The sequence below is a fragment of the Algoriphagus mannitolivorans DSM 15301 genome (assembly GCF_000429425.1).
GTDB classification, from domain to species: domain Bacteria; phylum Bacteroidota; class Bacteroidia; order Cytophagales; family Cyclobacteriaceae; genus Algoriphagus; species Algoriphagus mannitolivorans.
This window is the reverse complement of record NZ_AUBV01000010.1, coordinates 178,067-198,253: the sequence shown is the minus strand read 5'-3', so window position 1 is coordinate 198,253 and position 20,187 is coordinate 178,067. Positions and strand designations below refer to the sequence as shown.

Annotated in this window: 19 protein-coding genes; 13 read left to right on the top strand and 6 right to left on the bottom strand. The window is 43.3% G+C overall.

Annotated features, from left to right (window positions below; genetic code table 11):
• Positions 1-15: 15 nt before the first annotated feature.
• Together G458_RS0113400 and msrB are read left to right on the top strand one after the other, a co-directional pair.
• The gene (locus G458_RS0113400; RefSeq protein ID WP_026952354.1) at positions 16-2,409 is read left to right on the top strand and encodes a penicillin acylase family protein; all 2,394 of its coding nucleotides are present in this window, start codon (positions 16-18) and stop codon (positions 2,407-2,409) included.
• A 47-nt stretch (positions 2,410-2,456) separates the two neighbouring features.
• Positions 2,457-2,897, top strand: a complete 441-nt coding sequence (msrB, locus tag G458_RS0113395; protein ID WP_035468219.1) for a peptide-methionine (R)-S-oxide reductase MsrB — start codon at positions 2,457-2,459, stop codon at positions 2,895-2,897.
• Position 2,898: 1 nt separating this feature from the next.
• On the opposite strand, the gene G458_RS0113390 is transcribed toward msrB, so the two are convergent.
• The 3 genes from G458_RS0113390 to G458_RS0113380 all read right to left on the bottom strand — a co-directional run bounded on the left by G458_RS0113390 (position 2,899) and on the right by G458_RS0113380 (position 5,628).
• Entirely contained in the window at positions 2,899-3,666 is a 768-nt protein-coding gene (locus G458_RS0113390; protein ID WP_026952352.1) for a TIGR02757 family protein, read from the bottom strand.
• Positions 3,667-3,670: 4 nt separating this feature from the next.
• On the bottom strand, positions 3,671-4,225 hold the full coding sequence (locus G458_RS0113385; protein WP_026952351.1) for a hypothetical protein: 555 nt from the start codon (positions 4,223-4,225) through the stop codon (positions 3,671-3,673).
• A 230-nt stretch (positions 4,226-4,455) separates the two neighbouring features.
• The gene (locus G458_RS0113380; RefSeq protein ID WP_026952350.1) at positions 4,456-5,628 is read right to left on the bottom strand and encodes a LysM peptidoglycan-binding domain-containing protein; all 1,173 of its coding nucleotides are present in this window, start codon (positions 5,626-5,628) and stop codon (positions 4,456-4,458) included.
• Positions 5,629-5,814: 186 nt separating this feature from the next.
• On the opposite strand from G458_RS0113380, the gene G458_RS0113375 reads away from it, so the two are divergent.
• The 11 genes from G458_RS0113375 to G458_RS0113325 all read left to right on the top strand — a co-directional run bounded on the left by G458_RS0113375 (position 5,815) and on the right by G458_RS0113325 (position 16,862).
• Entirely contained in the window at positions 5,815-7,161 is a 1,347-nt protein-coding gene (locus tag G458_RS0113375; RefSeq protein WP_026952349.1) for an NfeD family protein, read from the top strand.
• Positions 7,162-7,187: 26 nt separating this feature from the next.
• Complete coding sequence (locus G458_RS0113370) at positions 7,188-7,565, top strand: globin domain-containing protein (RefSeq protein ID WP_026952348.1); 378 nt, start codon at positions 7,188-7,190, stop codon at positions 7,563-7,565.
• Positions 7,558-8,328: a lysophospholipid acyltransferase family protein gene (locus G458_RS0113365; RefSeq protein WP_026952347.1), complete on the top strand. Its 771-nt coding sequence runs from the start codon at positions 7,558-7,560 to the stop codon at positions 8,326-8,328. The genes G458_RS0113370 and G458_RS0113365 overlap by 8 nt, the downstream gene beginning before the upstream one ends.
• On the top strand, positions 8,315-8,602 hold the full coding sequence (gene gatC / locus G458_RS0113360; protein ID WP_026952346.1) for an Asp-tRNA(Asn)/Glu-tRNA(Gln) amidotransferase subunit GatC: 288 nt from the start codon (positions 8,315-8,317) through the stop codon (positions 8,600-8,602). The genes G458_RS0113365 and gatC overlap by 14 nt, the downstream gene beginning before the upstream one ends.
• A gap of 3 nt (positions 8,603-8,605) precedes the next feature.
• Complete coding sequence (locus G458_RS0113355; protein WP_026952345.1) at positions 8,606-11,371, top strand: tetratricopeptide repeat protein; 2,766 nt, start codon at positions 8,606-8,608, stop codon at positions 11,369-11,371.
• Positions 11,372-11,440: 69 nt separating this feature from the next.
• A complete protein-coding gene (locus tag G458_RS0113350) occupies positions 11,441-12,157 on the top strand; it encodes an ABC transporter ATP-binding protein (protein ID WP_026952344.1) in 717 nt (238 codons plus the stop codon).
• A 59-nt stretch (positions 12,158-12,216) separates the two neighbouring features.
• Entirely contained in the window at positions 12,217-12,765 is a 549-nt protein-coding gene (locus G458_RS0113345; protein ID WP_026952343.1) for a cob(I)yrinic acid a,c-diamide adenosyltransferase, read from the top strand.
• 63 nt (positions 12,766-12,828) lie between these two features.
• Positions 12,829-13,896, top strand: coding sequence for a branched-chain amino acid aminotransferase (locus tag G458_RS0113340; protein ID WP_026952342.1), 1,068 nt, complete (start codon positions 12,829-12,831; stop codon positions 13,894-13,896).
• A gap of 45 nt (positions 13,897-13,941) precedes the next feature.
• Entirely contained in the window at positions 13,942-14,454 is a 513-nt protein-coding gene (locus tag G458_RS0113335) for a hypothetical protein (protein ID WP_026952341.1), read from the top strand.
• A gap of 67 nt (positions 14,455-14,521) precedes the next feature.
• A protein-coding gene (gene prfB / locus G458_RS0113330; RefSeq protein ID WP_157359793.1) for a peptide chain release factor 2 occupies positions 14,522-15,626 on the top strand; the annotation gives its coding sequence in 2 pieces (ribosomal slippage) (positions 14,522-14,581 and positions 14,583-15,626; 1,104 coding nt in all).
• Between the two features lie 105 nt (positions 15,627-15,731).
• The gene (locus G458_RS0113325) at positions 15,732-16,862 is read left to right on the top strand and encodes an MFS transporter (RefSeq protein ID WP_245579274.1); all 1,131 of its coding nucleotides are present in this window, start codon (positions 15,732-15,734) and stop codon (positions 16,860-16,862) included.
• On the opposite strand, the gene G458_RS0113320 is transcribed toward G458_RS0113325, so the two are convergent.
• From G458_RS0113320 to G458_RS0113310, 3 genes are all read right to left on the bottom strand, one after another.
• The gene (locus tag G458_RS0113320) at positions 16,859-18,208 is read right to left on the bottom strand and encodes a M24 family metallopeptidase (protein ID WP_026952338.1); all 1,350 of its coding nucleotides are present in this window, start codon (positions 18,206-18,208) and stop codon (positions 16,859-16,861) included. The two genes, G458_RS0113325 and G458_RS0113320, sit on opposite strands and share 4 nt — an antisense overlap.
• A 61-nt stretch (positions 18,209-18,269) precedes the next feature.
• Positions 18,270-19,637 carry an MATE family efflux transporter gene (locus tag G458_RS0113315; protein WP_026952337.1) on the bottom strand — a complete coding sequence of 456 codons (1,368 nt, stop codon included), beginning with the start codon at positions 19,635-19,637 and terminating at the stop codon, positions 18,270-18,272.
• 1 nt (position 19,638) lies between these two features.
• Complete coding sequence (locus tag G458_RS0113310; protein WP_026952336.1) at positions 19,639-20,181, bottom strand: NUDIX domain-containing protein; 543 nt, start codon at positions 20,179-20,181, stop codon at positions 19,639-19,641.
• Positions 20,182-20,187: the final 6 nt, after the last annotated feature.

Below are 20,187 nucleotides of genomic sequence, written 5' to 3'. Positions count from 1 at the left end.
AAAAATCTCCAAGCTATGAATAGAATCTTTGGTTTTTTGGGTGGTTTCATCGTTCTGATAATCCTGGGAATTTTGGGATTTATTTTTTGGCAAAGCCCAAAATATGAAGGAAAAGTCACTTTAGAAGGCCTAACACAACAAGCTGAAATTCATTTTGATAAGTATGGAATTCCGCATATTTATGCGCAAAATGAAGCAGACGCCTATCAGGCTTTAGGGTATATCCATGCCCAAGAGCGCCTCTTTCAATTGGAGATGATGCGGAGAGTCGGATCAGGAACTTTGGCTGAGTTTCTTGGGCCGGATTTAGTAGACATCGATAAGTTTTTTCACACACTGGGTATTCCCAAGCATGCCAAAGAAAGCACTCAGGCTTTTATCAAAGAAGGAAACACCCGCTGGGGAGCAGCAGCTGAAGCCTACATCAGGGGTGTAAATGCCTATATCGAAAACGGTCAACTTCCTATTGAATATCTCCTTTTGGGAGAAAAACCCAGACCCTATACTCTGGAAGATATGCACTCCATAATCGGATACATGTCCTTCACATTTGCAATGGCGTTAAAAACAGATCCTCTGGTCACCAAAATGGCCAGAGAACTTGGACCCGAATACCTCAGCGCACTTTCAGTACAGACATTACCCGAGCATCATGTCATCCCGGTGCATTATTCGGATTCTAGCTCCATCGCTTCAGAAGTGAAGTCTGATTTGACAGCCCTTTTGGATAAACTTCCTTCTCCTCTATTAGAAGGGTCCAATAGTTGGGTGATTTCAGGCAAAAAAACCAAATCGGGAAAAGTACTTTTCAACAATGACACCCATATAGGCTTTTCATCTCCATCAGTTTGGTTTGAAGCCCACATAGAATATCCCGGATTTAGTTTTTATGGAAATCATTTGGCAGGTGTTCCGTTTGGACTGGTAGGCCATAGTAGAAGACACAGCATTGGGCTGACGATGTTTGAAAATGACGATCAGGACTTTTTCGAGGAAAAATTAAATCCCTCCAATCCCAACGAAATCCTTATCGGAGACACCACCTCCCCAATCAGTTCAAGGAAAGAAACCATCCAAATCAAAGGCCAGGAACCAATTGAATTTGAAATTAGAGAAACTGTACATGGTCCTATTTTAAACTCTGTCTCCAAAGAAATTGCAGCTTTGACCAGCAATCCAGTAGCATCTTGGTGGGTTTATACTCAAGAACCCACCCAAGCACTTCAGGCCATTTATCGAATGAACCATGCCCCGAATCTCAGGGAAGTAGAAGATGCCGGATCGCTGATCCATGCACCGGGGCTAAATATCATGTATGGAGATGCTGAAGGCAATATCGCTTGGTGGGCTGCCGCAAAACTTCCCATCCGAAGCCCAAAAACCAATTCAAAAATCTTCACGGATGGTTCAGATCCAGATTCCCAAGTCCAAGGCTGGTATCCATTTTCCGAAAACCCAAGAAGCATCAATCCCCCAAGCGGTTTTGTAGCCTCTGCAAACAACCAACCTGATTCCACCCGAAGCGGGGTCTTTTTCCCGGGGTATTATTATCCAGGAGACCGATGGGAGAGAATTTCAAAGGCGATCACTGCCAAGGAGGATTGGGACTTGGAAGCCACAAAGAAACTGCAAGTGGAAACCATCAATGAAACCAGTGCCGAGATTGCAAGGTATATGACCAGTCAAATTGATTCTGCGGAATTCAAGGAATTTAAAGAGGAGCTGGAATCCTTATCCAATTGGGATGGAGGTCATCCACTGAATTCCTTGAACCCCACGATTTATTACAAATGGCTTTATCATGTTCTTCGGCTTTCCATGGAAGACGAGTTAGGGAAAGACAGTTTCAAAGCTTATCTGGAAACCTTCATGATGATCCGGAGCAATAGGCTTTTTATCACCCAAGAACAAAACCCTTGGTGGGACAATAGAAGCACTCCAGAATTGGAAACCAAAAAAGAAATCATTACTCAGGCTCTATCACTGACTTTTCAAGAACTCAGAGATCAATTTGGAAAGGATTCCAAAAAATGGGCTTGGAGAAATGCCGTAAACTTGGAGCACCCACATCCTTTGGGAAGCCAAAAACCTCTGGATAAAATATTCAATGTAAAATCAGGATCGGTGGAAGCTAATGAAGAGGCAATTAACAAGCTCGCTTTTGATCTGAATGGGGAAGGCATTTACCAAGTGACTTCAGGTCCTGCCATGAGAATTATTTTAGACTTCGCCGACGTAGAAAGCTCGGTTTCAGTTCTTCCCACAGGAAATAGCGGAAACCGATTCAGCAAGCATTACGCTGATCAAAAGGAGCTTTACACAAAAGGAAGATACAGGCCTCAGGAAATGAACGAGGAGAGGATCAAATCAAAGTCTATTGGAAAATTGATTTTGAACCCTGAAGACTAAAGGGCAGTTATTGACTTACTGAGTTAATAAACTAATGCGTATTTGTTATGGGAATTTTTGATCGAAACAAAGGTAAAAAGGAGTCTAAATCGTATCCAGTTCAAAAACCCGAGCAGGAGTGGCAGGAAATCCTGGATCCTCAATCCTATCATGTTCTGAGAGAAAAAGGAACGGAAAGACCTTTTACCGGCCAATACTACCTCAACAAAGACACCGGCATCTATGAGTGCAAGGCCTGTGGAAATGAAATTTTCCATTCCTCCAAAAAATACGACAGTGGCTGTGGCTGGCCCAGTTTTACAGAACCTATCCGACCAGAAGCCATCGATGTTCAGATGGACTACAGTCATTTTATGATCCGGGAAGAAATTCTCTGTGGAAAATGCGGTGGACATTTGGGACATCGGTTTCCGGACGGACCCAAAGATCAGGGAGGAATCCGTTATTGCATCAATTCCGTGAGCATGGACTTCAAGAAAGAGGAGTAAATCAGAACTTCTCCTCTATTCCCAATCCGAATAAGGCAAAGTCATATTTCACCGGATCTTGAGGATCCAGCTCTCTGAGTTTTTCGGTCAATTCCAAAGCGGTCAACCAATCCGTTTGCTTTCGGGTGATCAATCCCAGCTTCCTTCCCACTCTGTCCACGTGCAAGTCACAAGGGCAAATCAATTGAGAAGGCTGGATTCTATTCCAAATTCCAAAATCAACTCCTTTGTCATCGGATCTTACCATCCAGCGGAGAAACATGTTGATCCGCTTACAGGCCGCTTTTCTGGCTGGAGTCGCAATGTGTTTTTTAGTCCTTGAAGGCGCATCAGGCAGACTAAAAAACTTTTCGTGGAATTTTGTCAAGATGGATTCCATGGCGTTCACATCCCCTGTTTGTCCTATAAGAAAAGCTTCCTCCAGACTTTGATGATTCCTGTAAAACCAAGAGAGGAAATGAATGAAATAAAGTGTATCCGTGGAATTAAAGGTTCGGTGCTTGAAGTCTAAAAACCGCTTCAAATCCTCCTCTTGGTGATTAAGAAGAAATTCATGCGGAGCTCGATCCATTAATCGGAAAAGCTCGTTGCACTTGTTGATGATAGTTTTTCGCTGGCCCCAGGCCAAAATCGCCGCGAAGAATCCTGAGATTTCGATGTCCTCTTTTTTGGAGAACTGGTGAGGAATGGAGATGGGATCATTTGGAATAAAGCCCGGCTGATTGTATTGCTGGACCTTTTCATCCAGAAATCCTCTTAAGTCTTGCATGAGCTTAAATGGCAACCTTCACTTCACCGCCCTGAGTCCCGTCAAACCATTTGAAGGACAGTTCATTCTCAGCTTTTTCTGAAACGTGCCAGTCAAAGGATTTGATCTGAGTCAAAGACTTCAAGGAATCTATATCGGGATTGTATAGACAGATATCAAAGTCCGGCATTTCTTTAGCCTCCAGCGTGTTCCACTTTTCTAAAATATAGCCTTCCTCAATCACCCGGATTTTGTTTCCAAATACATAATCGGAAAGTACTGAAGGTACTCCATCCTTTCTTCTCAATTGATATCCTGACGGACCAAACATGATTTGTTTAACCAATTTGGCCTCCAATAATTCATTGGAATAAGGCAAAACCTCCCATTCGCTTTCCTTCAAGACAACCTTTTTTCCTTCCGGGCGAATTCTGGTCAAGAGCTGAGAAAGCTTAGAAAACAAAAAAGTCAGCCCTATGAAAATCAATCCGAAACTTGCCAAAATGGGATAGGAAATAATAAAAATCGCATTCCAGACAAAGCGAAAAAGATGGTGAAAGAATAATTGGACTTTGTTCATGGGTAAATTTCTCTCCGCAAAGTTACCTTTCCTAGGATAGAATCCCAAGATTTAAGAGTTGATGAAGGCATCAAGGAGAAACCAATCAAAAAAATAAGGCTGTCTCATTAATTGAATTTGTCAAACCAAGCGCAGTCGAAATTTGGTTTTAATTCACCGTATTTAGACAAAGCTCGATAAGACAATAATCCTCAATTGAGACAGCCTGAAATTTTATGGCGTTTTCTGAATTAATACAATACCTCCACCGGGAACCTTGAATTCACAGCCCTTAATTGATCAAAAGCTGCCTGAGAGAGCTTGATCACCAGTTTGGAATTATCACCGGTTTCTGGCAAAGTGCCCACAACTCTTGCGAAAATGGTAATGTCATTCTCTTCATTTTTGACTCGCATGACACTACCCACAGGTGCAGTTCTATGAAGCACCAAATACTTTTTATGTCCTCCTGTACCCTCAATTACTTCAGCCTGACCGGTTTCTTTGATGTTTTTGAAACCTCCAGAAGTATTTTCAATCGTTGGCTCCACACTCATCTCTGACGTAGAAGCTACCACTTTTGGTTCTCCTATTACCGGTACTGTAGAAGGTCCTTCAGGTGCTCGTCCTACTTTGATCACCTGTCCGGTGCGGAGATTATTAGAGCTCAGCGCATTCCATTTGATCAAATCCTCAACACTGGAGTTGTACTGATTTGAAATAGAAAAGAGCGTCTCTCCTTGAACGACCGTGTGAGAAATCCATTCTCCCGGAACGATTGGAGCGGAAGTAGTAACTGCTCTAACTTCCGTTGTTTCTTTACTCACGGGCGTTGGTTTGCTTACTGCAGGCTTGGGCTCCACCTTTTTTTCCTCCACCTTTTTGGCTGGAGTTGGTTCTACCGTTTTTGTGGTAGTAGTCGCAACTGCTACCGGAGCTGGAGTACTTGGCTGAGTTTGAGGCGCGGAAGGAGAAGATTCTCTTACGACTAGAGCCTGGCCAACACTTAAATCATTTCCCAAAAGCTTATTCCATTGCTTCAGTGAATCTACGGTCACCCCATACTTTTTGGAAATAGAAAAAAGTGTTTCACCCGGAGACACTTTATGGATGGAAGCTCCCTCAGGTGCTTGGGAGGAAGTGATGTAAGGTACCCGAATGGTCTGCCCGGACTTCAAACCATCCTTTAGGACTTCATTGGAGTTTTGAATATCCCCGACGGAAGCTTTGTATCTTCTTGAAATGGAAAATAAGGTTTCACCCTGAGTCACTCTGTGAAGGATAAAAGTTTTTCCTCCGACAGTTTCAACACCAATAGAATCCAAAGGAACCAGACTACTGGCCTGTGCAGAAATACCAGTGAACAAACTGAGTATCAAAAACAAACCAAAAGAGGAAGTGAGAAGTTTTTCCGGAATATGCATGGGTAATGAAAATTAAAATCTAATTAACTCGTCTAATAATCACGAAAGAGGGCAAGAATTATGCTAAAAATCGAAATGCAGTCATAAACTTTCCAAAGAGAATGCCCGAGTTCCAACTGAGGAAAAGAAGTTTGAAATTAGCGTTTTGAAGCCCTCCTTAGTATCTTTTCCCTGAATTATCGAACTATGAAGGTTTATTTCTATTTCCTGCTGATTTCCTTGTGTCTAACATCTTTGACAAGCTTTTCCCAAACAAAGCCAGAAAAGATCTACACATTCAAAATAGACAAAGACATCGATCCGGCTATGAATCGGCGGGTAAAAATCGCCTTCGATCAGGCCAAGGAGGAGAAAGCTGGGTTGATAGTGATTGAAATGGACACTTACGGGGGTGTGGTGACTGATGCCGATGAAATCAGAACTACCATCTTGGAATCCGAAATTCCGGTCTATGTATTTATCAACAAGGATGCGGCCTCAGCAGGTGCTTTGATCTCTATCGCATGTGATTCAATCTACATGGCTCCTGGTGCCAGCATCGGAGCTGCCACAGTAGTCAACGGGGTAGATGGAGCAGCAGCACCTGACAAGTACCAATCGTACATGCGCTCCATGATGCGGAGTACTGCAGAAGCCAAAGGACGTGACCCCAAAATTGCCGAAGCCATGGTGGATGAAAAAATTGAGATTGAGGGCGTATCCAAGGCTGGTTCTGTAATCACATTTTCTGTTTCAGAGGCGATTCAATATGGTTTTTGTGACGGAGAGTATCCTTCCCTAAATACAATTCTCGAAGCTCAGGGACTGGAGAATGCCACTGTGGTTTCCTATGAAGAGGATACGATTGAAAAAATCATTGCTTTCTTTCTCTCCCCTGCCATCAGCGGAGTTTTGATCCTGATAATTATCGGGGGAATCTATTTTGAACTTCAGACTCCCGGGGTTGGATTCCCCATTTTGGCTGCGATTATTGCGACCATCCTTTATTTCATCCCCTATTACCTCAACGGATTGGCGGAAAATTGGGAGATTATCGTGTTTGTGGCTGGCATAATTCTCCTGGCGCTGGAACTCTTTGTAATCCCTGGATTTGGAATCTTCGGGATTCTAGGCATCATCTGTATCCTCGCAGGTTTGGTTTTGGGAATGCTTCCTAATCAGGATTTCAACTTTGATTTTGTGCCGGCTTCCCAGCTTTTTGCAGCCTTGCTGACGGTGATTCTTGCGGCATTGGCTTCGGTGGGCTTAGTTTTTTGGCTCACCCCTAAAATCAACGAATGGGGAGCTTTTAAAACTATCACTTTGGCCTCTACTCAGGATCGTTCCGAAGGGTACACTTCCAGTTTTTATTCAGAAAATCTGTTGGGCAAGACCGGAAAAGTACATTCCAGACTTCGCCCAAGTGGAAAGGTGGAAATTGATGGAGAAGTCTATGATGCTTATTCAAGAGGGGAATTTTTGGACCAGGGAGAGGAAATAGTGGTGATTTCTACCGAAGGTACCTCACTGAAAGTCAAGAAATGGGAAGTCTAATTTCCGGTTTTTGATAAGTTTGCGGCATGAATCCATTTCAGTCTGTTTATGAATTGATCGGAGAAGAAAAGATTCGTCTTCTTACTGCATACTTTTACCAGGAAGTTTCTCAAAATCGTGAATTAAGAAAGCTTTACCCTGAAGAGGATCTAAAGCCCGCAGAGCGAAGGCTTTACCTTTTTCTGTTACAGGTTTTTGGAGGACCTCAATCCTACTCTGAAGAAAGAGGTCATCCCCGGTTGAGGCTCCGTCATCTGCAATGGCAGATTAATCCTGATTTAAGAGATCACTGGCTGAATGCCATGTTTTCTGCAATGGATAAACTACAGCTCGACCCCAATGTCAAAGAATTGATGATGGGATATTTTATAAAAGTTGCCAATCACATGATCAACCATGAATGAATTGAAAAACAAGCTATATACCTGGTATGCGGGCGGGATGTTTTTGTTGACCTTCCTGCTGATATTTCCCTTTTTTCTGATTTGTATCTGGGTCCCGACATGGAGGAAATATGGGAGAAGAATCAACCAGTATTGGGCAAAGACATATTTCTCACTGATTCTTTTGCCAGTGGAAATAGAGCTGAAATCCCAATTTGACAAGAAGAAGCCCTACATCTTTTTGGCAAATCACTTTAGCTATTTGGATGTAGCCATGATGGGATTCGTACCAGGAGACGTTCTTTTTGTGGGAAAGGCCTCGATTCGAAAAGTCCCTTTATTTGGGTATTATTTCAAAGGGCTTCACATAGCTGTGGATAGAAGCCGACTGAAAAGTCGGGCAGAAACCATGAGAAGAGCTGGGCTTGCCTTGGATCGAGGAAGTGGGATTGTACTTTTCCCTGAAGGAGGAATATACACCAGCCATCCTCCGCAGATGGTTCCATTCAAAAATGGGGCTTTTCGCCTAGCCTTGGAGAAACAAATCCCCATCATCCCTGTCACCTTATCTTATAATCATCTAATTTTACCCGACGACGGGAAATTTATTCTTCATCGAAGAAAAGCCAAGATGGTTCTCCATGAGCCGTTGTCTCCAAAGGATTATCCGACGGAAGAGGAACTGAGTAAGAAATGCTTTGAAGTCATCCAAACTCAGTTGAATCTGGACAATGGAATTGAACAAAAAACACCACAAAAATTATCGATCAGTGAAAATAGATAAAGAATCCATCCGAAAAATCGCCCATTTGGCAAGATTGGAATTTGATGAAAGTTCTGCTGAAAAGATGTCTCAAGACATGTCTCAGATTCTGGACTGGGTGGAGCAATTGAATGAAGTGGACACCACGGATGTAGAACCATTGACCACCATGTCCTCCGAAATCAACGACATGCGCGAGGACAAAGTAGTCTCACACCTGAGCCACGAAGCTGCTCTCAAAAACGCCCCTAAGCGGGATGAAAATTATTTTCGGGTACCCAAAGTATTGGAATAACCCATGGAGCAAAAAATCAAATCGAAATCTTCCATCGCCAAGATTCCAGCCCTCCTGCTTTTAGCTTCGGGAGGGCTTTTTGCAATTTACTGCTATTGGGCATCAGGAAATATTTATCCCAACCTAGTGACGGCCACTTTTCTGGATACAGTAGCAGTACCATTCAGTCAGGTGAATTTTGGAGCACTTTCCATTCCGATTGAACTGGACAATTACCTCATTTTTCAGGAATTCAAAGCTGTAGAACCTGGCTCCACCTCTTTTCAAACCTACCTCTTTGGCTTAGCTTTTTTCTTCATCGCGGTGACAGCTTTGACTTATTTCAGCTACTTCCAAAAAATGCCTTTTTTGGGAGCCGGACTGGGATGGATTATTCTTTTGACATTTTCCAATGTCAATGGCCTCAATATCGGTGGCCCCAGCTCCAATATTCCTTTGATCGCCATGATATCCGGGACAATGATTCCCGGGATTTATTTCCATGTTTGGAAACCTTATACTCGTTTTGGGGTCCGATGGATTTCAGTTCTCTTTTTCTTCTCAGTGACCTTAGTGTCCTTGCTTTCGCTAAGCCCGATTGAAAAACCTGGATTCTTCCTTTCCGAACAGACAATGGTTCCGGCTGTTGGATTCGCTTTGGCTTGGTTGTTTTGGCAGGGACATGCGGTGGTTTCGGGTATTTATGTGCTTTTAGCAAAAGTCAATCAAAACCTGAGTACCAAAATTTCCATTCAGATCTTCATCATCGGCTTGGTGTATTTTCTGATTCTCATCGGACTTTTACTCAACCTAAAAGGTGAGGTTAATCTACCGTTTTTGATTTTCTCTCCCCTTTACCTCGTCATCCCAATCGGAGTATTGGGATGGTTTTCTACGGAGCAAAAAATCCTTCAGGAAAGCAATCTGGCGGCTAATCCTTCCAAGCTAAAAGGACTGTACTTCCTAGGACTGGGCATAACATTTTGGTTGTTGGGTAAAATTGAAATTACTGCCAACCAGCCCGCTGAGGAACTGATCAAAAACCTATTGGTTTACTCTCAAATCTCTTTTTCGCTGTTCTTCATCATTTACCTGATGAGCAACTTCCTCTCGGTGATGAACACAGGCAAGGCAGTGCATCGCATTTTGTACAAACCCTATTCTCTTCCCTATTATCATCTCAGGATTGGGGGGACAATCGGGATTTTGGTGATAACCATTTACATGGAAGCTATTGTTGCTGCACAGTTTAATTCCTTCACGACCAACAATCTTGCAAACTATTATTACGAGACTGGAAAAAAGCTGGAAGCCAGCATCCTGTATGAAAATAGCTGGGATCAGTACAGGTATAATCCGAAGGCAAAATTCCTGACTGCAAAGCTATTGCTAGACCTCAATCAGCCCACTTTGGCCAAGGAACATTTGGAGCAAAGCTTCTCTGAAGCTCCTCAGGTGGATAATATTCTCTTACTCTGTGAGCGTCTAAATAGGGAAAATAAGCCTTTTGAGATCATTTATTACTTGGAAAATGGGTTGAAATTTTTCCCTCAAAACCCCAAGTTGCTGAACAATTTGGCTCTATACTATACGCTTACCCAGCAATTTGATAAAGCCAAAACTTTACTCGAAGAAAATGCCAAACTGGATCCTGTCTCTGCTTCCAACTGGTTGGCTTTACAGGCAAAACTTGGAGAAAAATCAGAGCTAGATGACTTGAGCACAGACTTGATCTCTCAGGTCAATGGACTTGCTTCAGCTAGACTCAATCTCTCTTCAGAAGAACAAGCATTCAATAAAGAGGTAAAAAATAAGCTGGATCCGAAGTTCTCTCCGATGGTTATCCAAGCCGCTTGGAGGAATTTGGTGGCCACAAAATCTACGGAAGACCCGAGTTCCGAAATCATCTTTTTGGACTCCTTATCCAAAAATCCAGACTACATAGACTACACCATGCAAATCCAGGAATCAGCTTCCCTCAGAAGTCTGGCTGCCGGAAGAGTGATGGAATCTGTCAAAAACCTGAATGGTCTTGCGTTCAGGAATCCCGGAGATGCAGCATACTACCTACAACTAACTGCCAAAATCCAGGCTCAAAACCTAGATTTTGAAAAGGCTTCGAGAGATTTGATAGTGGCTGAGCAAAAAGGATTTCAAGCCTTTAACCCTGACTTGATTCTTATCCTCAAGCTGGGAGGATTTCTGGAGGACGCGGCAAGGATTCAGGAAAAGTATCAGGTTTTGGATAAAAATCTTAGTCCGGAAGTATATCAGCTATTGGAAAATTTCAATGAGCTTTTGCCCGAAAAAGCCTTTGCCCAATGGGAAACACTAGGCTCAGATTCGATTAAAAACCAATTGGCCTGGAGGCTATTAGCGCATAAAGCTCACGGCTTGACAAAAGTCCAACTTCAAGCAGTCGGGCAAGTTCTTCTGAAAAACTCTAACAGCGCCAGTGACTTAGAAACTTTCCTAAAAAATCCTGATTGGGCTAATGCTGAATCCCTTTTGGCTTTTACCCAGTTTTTAGGTGTTAGAGATGAACTTACCGCAAACCCCTATTTCACGCCATTGGTCTTGAGTGCAGCCGAAAGAATTCCCGATCCCATTGCCCAATATGAAACCATCAATGCCGCAAGCGATTTCAACAAAGATCCTTTGCTTTGGATTAGAAAAGTGCAAGCCGCAAAAAGGATTGGGCTGGACAATTATGCAGCAGCCGCGATACAGGAAATGAGCAATTGGATGACCTGGGATGAAATAGAAAAGCTTCAACTAGCCAACTATTAGGACTTTTCCCCGTATTTTCCCACATTAGTCGATCAATAAACTAAACCACTAACCTAAATATTATCCAGCATGAGCATTGTCATCGAAACCCATGAAATCAACAAAACTTACAAAATGGGCTCCGAAATTATCCAAGCCCTTAAGTCTGTCAGCATTACTGTAGATAAGGGAGAATATGTTGCTTTTATGGGACCTTCTGGCTCCGGAAAATCTACCCTGATGAACATCATCGGCTGTCTGGATTCCCCCACCTCTGGCACCTACATCCTTGCAGGAAAAGATGTGAGTGACATGAGCGAAAATGAGCTTGCAGAAATCCGGAACAAAGAGATCGGCTTTGTATTCCAAACTTTTAACCTTTTGCCAAGAGCTTCTTGTCTGGAAAATGTGGCCCTGCCTTTGGTATATGCAGGTTACCCACGAGCAGAGCGGGAGGAAATGGCCTTCAAGGCCTTGGATAATGTGGGACTGGGAGATAGAACCAAGCACCGTCCAAATGAGCTTTCTGGTGGACAAAGACAAAGAGTGGCGATCGCCAGAGCTTTGGTCAATAACCCAAGCATCATCCTTGCCGATGAACCTACCGGAAACTTGGACTCCAAAACTTCCTATGACATCATGGAGCTTTTTCATGAACTACATTCCAAGGGAAATACCATCATCATGGTAACCCACGAAGATGATATCGCTCACTACGCCCACAGGATTGTAAGGCTTAGGGATGGATTAGTGGAATCTGACAAAATAAACCCAAATCCAACCCGAGGAGTACCCGCTCACGCCTGATTTATCCCCTATAATTCAAATAGATTCTTAATTTTGCCAATGATTGATAAGAGGCAGAAATGAAAATTTATACCAAAACAGGCGATCAAGGAATAACTTCTCTTTTGGGAGGAACTAGAGTCCCAAAATCGGACTTGAGAATTGACGCCTATGGGACAGTCGATGAGCTTAATTCTTACATGGGACTGCTTAGAGACCAAGACGTCAATATCGGAAGGGCTGACTTCTTGAAAGAAATCCAAGATAGGTTATTCACTTTAGGAGCTGATTTAGCCACAGTTCCGGGTAAAGACAAAGTAAAAAAACCAGACCTCCATGTTGAAGATGTTACTGTTTTGGAGCGGGAAATGGACCTGATGGATGCCGAACTTCCTCCATTAAGAGCATTTATACTTCCGGGAGGACATACCTCGGTATCTTTTTGTCATTTAGCCAGGACAGTCTGCAGAAGAGCGGAACGGATTGTGGTCGAACTCGCCTCCTATGAGCAAGTTAACGAGCTAGTCATCCAATACCTCAATCGTCTTTCAGATTACTTATTTGTTTTAGGACGAAAAATGGCCCAAGAACTCCAAGTGGAAGAGGTGACCTGGACTCCTAGAAACTAATCCATCTGAAAACAAAAAATATTCTCCATTACCGGGTAAATGCACCCACAGATTCCTTAGAGCATGAAAACTTCCCTAGCAATTCCGGTTAAGAAAATCGCCAAATCACGGTTGCCGGAAACTGACTTTTCCAATTTAGCATTTGGAAAAGTGATTTCAGACCACATGTTTGTGGCAGATTACAAAAATGGAGAATGGACCGACTTGAGAATCGAACCTTATGGATCTTTGCAGCTTGATCCAGCCAATGCAGCCTTGCATTATGGCCAGTCGATCTTTGAAGGCATGAAGGCCTACAAAAACGAAAAAGGAGAAATTCTAATATTCAGAGGCGATGCTAATGCTCGTAGAATGAACGAGTCTGCCGCAAGAATGTGTATGCCTGAAATTCCTGAAGAAATATTCATGGAAGGTCTTTTGCAGCTGGTTAACCTTGATAAAGATTGGGTTCCGTCTGGAAAAGGATCTAGCTTATACATCCGTCCCTACATGTTTGCGATGGACAATTACATCGGAGTGAAGCCTTCAGACACTTATAAGTTCATCATCTTCACCTGTCCAGTCGGAGCTTACTACAGCAAGCCAGTCAATGTGAAAGTGGAAACCAAATGGACCCGGGCGACCGAAGGAGGAACAGGTGCTGCTAAAACTGCAGGAAATTATGCTGCTTCCCTCTACCCTGCTCTTCAAGCTCAAAAAGCCGGATACGATCAGCTCCTTTGGACTGATGGAAAATCACACAGTAAAATCGAAGAAAGCGGCACCATGAATGTGATGTTTGACATCAATGGTACATTGATCACCGCTCCTACCAATACCGGAACGATCCTGAAAGGCATCACAAGAGACTCTGTAATCCAATTAGCCAAAGATTGGGGTAAGCCTTTGGAAGAAAGATTTTTGACCACCTCGGAGTTAAAAGAAGCCTTGGAAAAAGGAACTTTGGTAGAAGCTTTTGGAACAGGAACAGCAGCCACTATCGCTCATATCGCAAAAATTCATTTGGATGGGCAAGACTATATTTTGCCGGAAAAAGGGCCAGATGCCTTCTCCCACAAAGTACTGGCTGAATTGGACGGCATCAAGTATGGAGAAATTGAAGATCCCCACAACTGGATTGTAAAAATTTAACAGAAAGACGGGAAGGAAACTTCCCGTTTTTGTTTTATTTAGAATATGCCAAAAGCAGTCCTACTTTTCGTCTTTTCATTTTTCCTTGGAATTCATGGCATCAATGCCCAATCCAAGGATTTCCTCTTATTAAAAAGAGGAGCTAATCAAAAAAGTCAAATCCGGTATCAAGTCGGAGAAAATCTGACTTACAAAAGCAAAAAGCTGGGCTATTATGTCACCGACAAAATTCTCAGTTTTGACAAAGATTATATCTACTTAACGGAGAATATCCTAAACCCTTCGGACATAGAATCCATCGATATCAGGACAAAAGATCCAAGGAACAGAACCCTTAAAAACCTCACCGCATTGTTTTTGGGTTCGGGAGTATTGTTGATCAGCGTGGAGACTATCAACAGTCTTTATCAAGATGAACAATTTTCGATAGACTCCGGGGTGGCAAAAATTTCCGGAGCCTTGATCGCTACTGGATTGGCTTTGACTCCATTACGGTACAAAACCTTTGAGCAAAAAGGAAAAAACCGAATACAAATCGTATTGATGCGCTTGGATTAATTGAAATACATTGGCAAATGCCCGTTTTTTTTCAGACTTTTGCCTGCTCAAATTTTCAACTAGACAGATGACTTCAGAACAACTGAAAGACTTGAAAGCCCGTACTTCGGCTTTGAGGAGGTATCTTTGACTACGATCGTAAGAAATTAGAAATCCAAGATCTAGAGGCCGTTTCGGCCCAGCCTGACTTCTGGAACAATCCCGAAGAGGCAGAAAAAACCATGAAACAAATCCAGGCCAGAAAGACCTGGACCACAGATTTCGAAAACCTGGACAAAATCATCCAAGACCTGGAAGTATTGTATGACTTCTACAGTATGGAAGAGGTAAGCGAGGAAGAAATCAAAGCCGAGTACACCAAAGCCAAAACGGCTGTAGAAGGACTTGAGCTGAAGAAGATGCTTTCCGCAGAGGAAGACCAGCTGAATGCTGTGCTTGAAATCAATCCTGGCGCAGGGGGAACAGAAAGTAATGACTGGGCTTCCATTCTGATGAGAATGTACATCATGTGGGGAGAGAAAAACGGTTACAAGGTCAAGGAGGTGGATGTACAGCCGGGGGAAGTTGCCGGAATCAAATCCGCTACCCTGGAGTTTGAAGGTCCTTTGGCCTATGGCTTCTTGAAATCAGAGACTGGGGTACACCGATTGGTACGTATTTCACCTTTTGACTCAGGAGGAAGGCGACACACTTCTTTTGCTTCCGTTTATGCTTATCCTGAAGTAGATGATTCCATAGAGATTGAAATCAATCCTGCTGATGTGGAACTCCATACTTCCCGTTCGGGTGGTGCCGGAGGACAGAACGTGAACAAGGTGGAAACCAAGGTTCAGTTGACCCACAAGCCAACCGGAATCGTGGTAGTCTGCCAGATCGAACGATCCCAGCTTGCCAACCGCGAGAAAGCCATGCAAATGCTTAAATCTCGACTTTATCAGATGGAGTTGGAAAAGCGAAATGCAGAAATCGCAAAAATCGAGTCCTCCAAGCTTCGGGTAGATTTTGGCTCCCAAATCCGAAACTATGTGCTTCACCCCTACAAACTGGTGAAAGACAATAGAACGGGTTATGAAACCTCTGATGCTCAGAGCGTTTTGGATGGTGGCTTAAATGAATTTATGAAAGCTTTCTTGCTTGCTCAAAGCGAAGAGGAGGCCAATAAAGACCAATAAACAAAAGCAATAAAAGGCCGGGATTTTCCGGCCTTTTGTTTTGAACTTTCAGGTTAAATGAAATTCCTTCCGAGCTTTTTTACTTTGGATTTCTTTCTGCTCTGCATGAGCAGTTTTTTATTTTTTTCCAGCTTCAATATGATCATTCCTGAGCTTCCCGCTTATTTGAGCTCTCTGGGTGGGGAAGATTACAAAGGACTGATCATTTCCCTTTTTACTCTTTCTGCGGGCTTATCCAGACCATTTAGTGGAAAGTTGGCGGATAAAATCGGCCGGATCCCTGTGATGATCGTAGGGGCAAGTGTTTGTTTTGTAGTGGGTCTGCTCTATCCTCTTCTCAGCTTTGTAGGCGGCTTTCTGTTTTTAAGATTCGCACATGGGTTTTCAGCGGGATTCACTCCCACCGGAGCTTCGGCCTATGTGGCTGATATAGTTCCTTTTCAGAAAAGAGGAGAAGCTATGGGTATGCAATCTCTCTTTGGATCCCTGGGAATGGCCGCAGGGCCTGCGATAGGTGGCTGGATTGCTACCTATTGGCCGATTGAAACCCTTTTCTACTGTGCTGCCTTTACGGCGATTTTTTCCATTTTGATCTTGATGAGATTGAAAGAGACCCTTCCCGAGAAAGAGCCGGTATCATGGAAGTTGTTTAGGCTAAATAAAGATGAAATCATCGAAAAAAGAGTGCTTTTGCCTTCCATTATCCTTTTCCTTTCGGTCTTTTCATTTGGAGTAGTCTTGACCATCATCCCTGATTTCTCCTTTTACTTAGGCATCAAAAATAAAGGGCTATTCTTCGCTGTATTCACGCTTTCCTCCCTAGGCATACGCTTGATTGCCGGAAAGACCTCCGATCGTTATGGACGAGTCGTGGTGTTGCGGGTTGCGGTGGTCACCATGATTTTAGCCATGGTGTCGGTTGCTTTTGCCGAAAGCAAATTGGTCTTACTGGCCTCAGGAGTTCTTTTTGGTTCTGCGGTAGGAATGTACAGCCCAACGACCACAGCGTGGGTAGTGGACCTTTCTTTGGACAAATTCCGAGGAAGAGCTTTGGCTACCATGTATATTTTTCTCGAAAGCGGAATCGGTGTTGGAGCCTTGGTATCTGGATGGCTTTATGCCAATGATCCTGCAAACTTCCGCTTGGTTTTCCTAAGCAGCGGAGGAGTGGCGTTTTTGGCCTTTTTGATATTGTTTTTTATCAAAAGAGACCAAAAACACCCATTCTCTTCTTAGTAACCCAAGTAATTCTGAACTCTGGGAATTGCCAGGATTGATTTTTGCCGACCATTGTAATAGGTTACTTTTTCTCCATCGAAAAAGGCTCCCTCTTCCAGCATGATTCTCACATCCTTGTTCCATTCTTTGACAAAAACCACTGCATTCAATTCAATTGCATAGCCTGTATTTTCATGAAGCGGAAAATCCCCTGCTCCCGGAGTATCTCCCTGATTATCCCACATTCCGATGGTAGGACCCGCTGAATGACCGTAAAACCCAAGTGGGTGCGTATAAATACTGCCACGGATTGATTCCGTTTCCATTTGCTTTCGGGCATTTCTGAGTATCTCATTTCCTGTAAGACCAGTTTTGTAGTTTGAGGTCAAAATGTCCTGTAAGCGGTTTCCTACTTTCAATGCATCCTGAAGAAACGAAGGAACTTCCGTTTCACCGGCTTTTAAAACATAAGCCAATTCTTGGGTATCAGTATTTAATCTCAGGTAGGTGATTCCAAAATCAATGTGCAGCAAGTCTCCTGGCATTATCACCTGAGATTCCGGCCGAACAGCAAATGAACGCTGTGCTTCCTGAGAATTCGGATCAGGACGCTGAATATCGACGGTTGGATGAAACCAAGTATCCAGTTTCATTTCCTTGATTTTTTCTCTGTAAAACCAAACCACATCGTCTGTGGTCGTCACTCCCGGAGTGATAACCCGATCGGAAAGACCTTCAGCAATGATGTAATGAGCCAATTCTTGGATATGCTTGTAGGTGGCCATTTCTGAGGCTGTACGGGTTTCAAGCCATCTTACCGCTAAGGTCTGTGCAGAGACCACCTTGCTTTTTAAGGCTTGCGGAAGTCTTTTGGTGAATTCCTCGTAATCGAAATGCGTTAAGCCATCTGCATGTCCATAGTCTTTGGCAAAGTTCAGCCCGATTTTAGAAGGCTTTTTATCCTGGATAATCTTCAAAAGAGCGTCCCATTGATCAGGCTGCTGCTCTGGATTCCAGGCTCTTTTAAAAGATTTTCCTACATCATAACGTGCTACCGCATAGGTTTCCACAGCTTGATTAGGCCCAGGCTGATACATGACCAAAATGGTTCTTCTTCTGGCGGCGTGCCAAGTTGCAGGTAAAAGAGTCCTAATTACCGGATCTTCATTGTATTCCCGGGACATTACGATCCACATATCGATGCCCGTTTCCGTCATCAATTTGGGCAAAAGAGTCTGGATTCGCTCCTCCAACCAAGAATCAACCACTTCTGCCTGCGCTCTTTGGGAAAGGACTGCAGGAGCTTGAGAAAATGAGGAAAAAGATAGACCTATAAGGCCTAGAATAAGTACAAATTGCTTCATGGAATTAAGAAAATGATTCAAATTCCAAGATACACTTTTGGACCAAAATCCGGGAGGGGAATTATTTTTCCGGCGTGGAACTCAAAACTGGAGTTTTTTGGAGGATGGTTTTTTTACTGAAGGAATTAAACCGGTAAAAAAGCATGACAGCGGTGATAGTCAAGCCTATTAAAAGCCCATACCAAATGCCTTTTTCAGCAAATCCCAGCTCAAAGGCCAAAACATACCCCAAGGGCAGTCCTAAAACCCAATAAGCCATCAAGGTAACTAAAGTCGGCACTTTGACATCTTCCATCCCTCTCAACACTCCCAAACCCACTACTTGAACTCCATCAGAAATCTGGAATAATCCTGCAATAATCAACAAGGAGGCAGACAGGGAAATAACTTCCGGATCATTGATATAAAGGGTTGGAAGAAAGAATCTAAATGCGAAAAAGATTACTCCACATATAAACATAAAACCGGTAACCAAAGCAAAAACAACCATTCCTGCTTCGCGCATTGCTTTAAAGTCAGACTTGCCAATTTGATTACTTACTCGGATCATCCCCGCAGTAGCGAGCCCTGTGGCAAGCATGTAGCTGATCGAGGCCAAATTCAAGGCGATTTGGTGCCCAGCCAGCGCGTTGACTCCTATCCAACCCATCATAATTGCTGCGGTCCCAAAAGCCGAAACCTCGAAAATAAACTGAAAACCGGTTGGAATACCGATCTTCAATATTCTTGCATACATCAACAGGCTTGCCCCGGGATTCATGAGTTTTAGGTGGTATTTCAGGTAGCGCGTGGAACTCAGAATATAGCCTCCCATCAACAGCATCATCAAAATTCTGGAAATCAAGGTGGCGAGTCCGGCTCCATTCAGTCCCATAGCAGGGAAACCAAATTTTCCCCAAATAAAAACCCAGTTGAGAAATACATTAACCAGGTTTGCAAAAATGGTGATGAACATGGCCTGCTTCGTCTGGGAAAGCCCTTCGGCCATTTGTTTAAAAGTCTGAAAAATCATCATCGGCACTAAAGATGCGGTAATGATAAACAGATAAGGCACAGCCAAAACCACTACTTCTTCTGGTTGATTCAGGTAATGCAGCCCTTGGGAAAGTCCCAGAATTACAGTCATCAAAATCAGACTCGTAATCAAATTGATCCACAAACCATGAGTGAAAAGTCTGGAAATTCTTTTTGATTTTCCTTTGCCGTCCGCTACGGAGACCAAAGGCGTAATCCCCATCGAAATCCCGATTCCAAACATCATGATGACGAAAAAAATACTGTTGGCCAGCGAAGAAGCTGCCAAAGGCACCGCTCCCAATCTCCCCACCATCATACTGTCAGCCACACCGACTGCCACCTGTCCCAATTGACTCAACATCACGGGATAGGCCAAAATCAAAGTAGTTTTTAAATGATTTCTGAATGTCATTTTAGTATCCTAAAATTCTAGCCGCTTTCAAAATTCCAGCCATGGATATGGAATCCGTAATTTCTCCATTCATGACCATTTCCAATGCTTCCGAAAAATGTACTTTCTTGATCTGCAGGATTTCCGTTTCCTCAAATTCAGTTTCTCCCTGAGTTAAATCCTCTGCGAGAAACACATACCCTACTTCATCAGTGACTGAATTGGAAGTATGGATTTTCAGAATCTCAGTCCATTTTCTGGCAAAAAGCCCTGTTTCTTCTTTCAGTTCTCTTTTGGCTGAGCTCAATAGATCCTGATCGTTTGGCCCCCCACCCATGGGGATTTCCCAAGTATATTCATCCAAGGTGTAGCGGTATTGCCCAATCAGCCAGGTATATCCATCCTCATCCAAAGGAATTATAGCCATCGCCCGATTCTTAAAATGGACTTTGCCATACTGGGCATCTTTTCCAGCTGGATTCACCACTTCATGAGCTTCCAATCTTATCCAGGGGTTGTCGTAAATGGTTTGGATGGATTTCGTTTTCCAGGGATTTTCAGTCATTTTCTT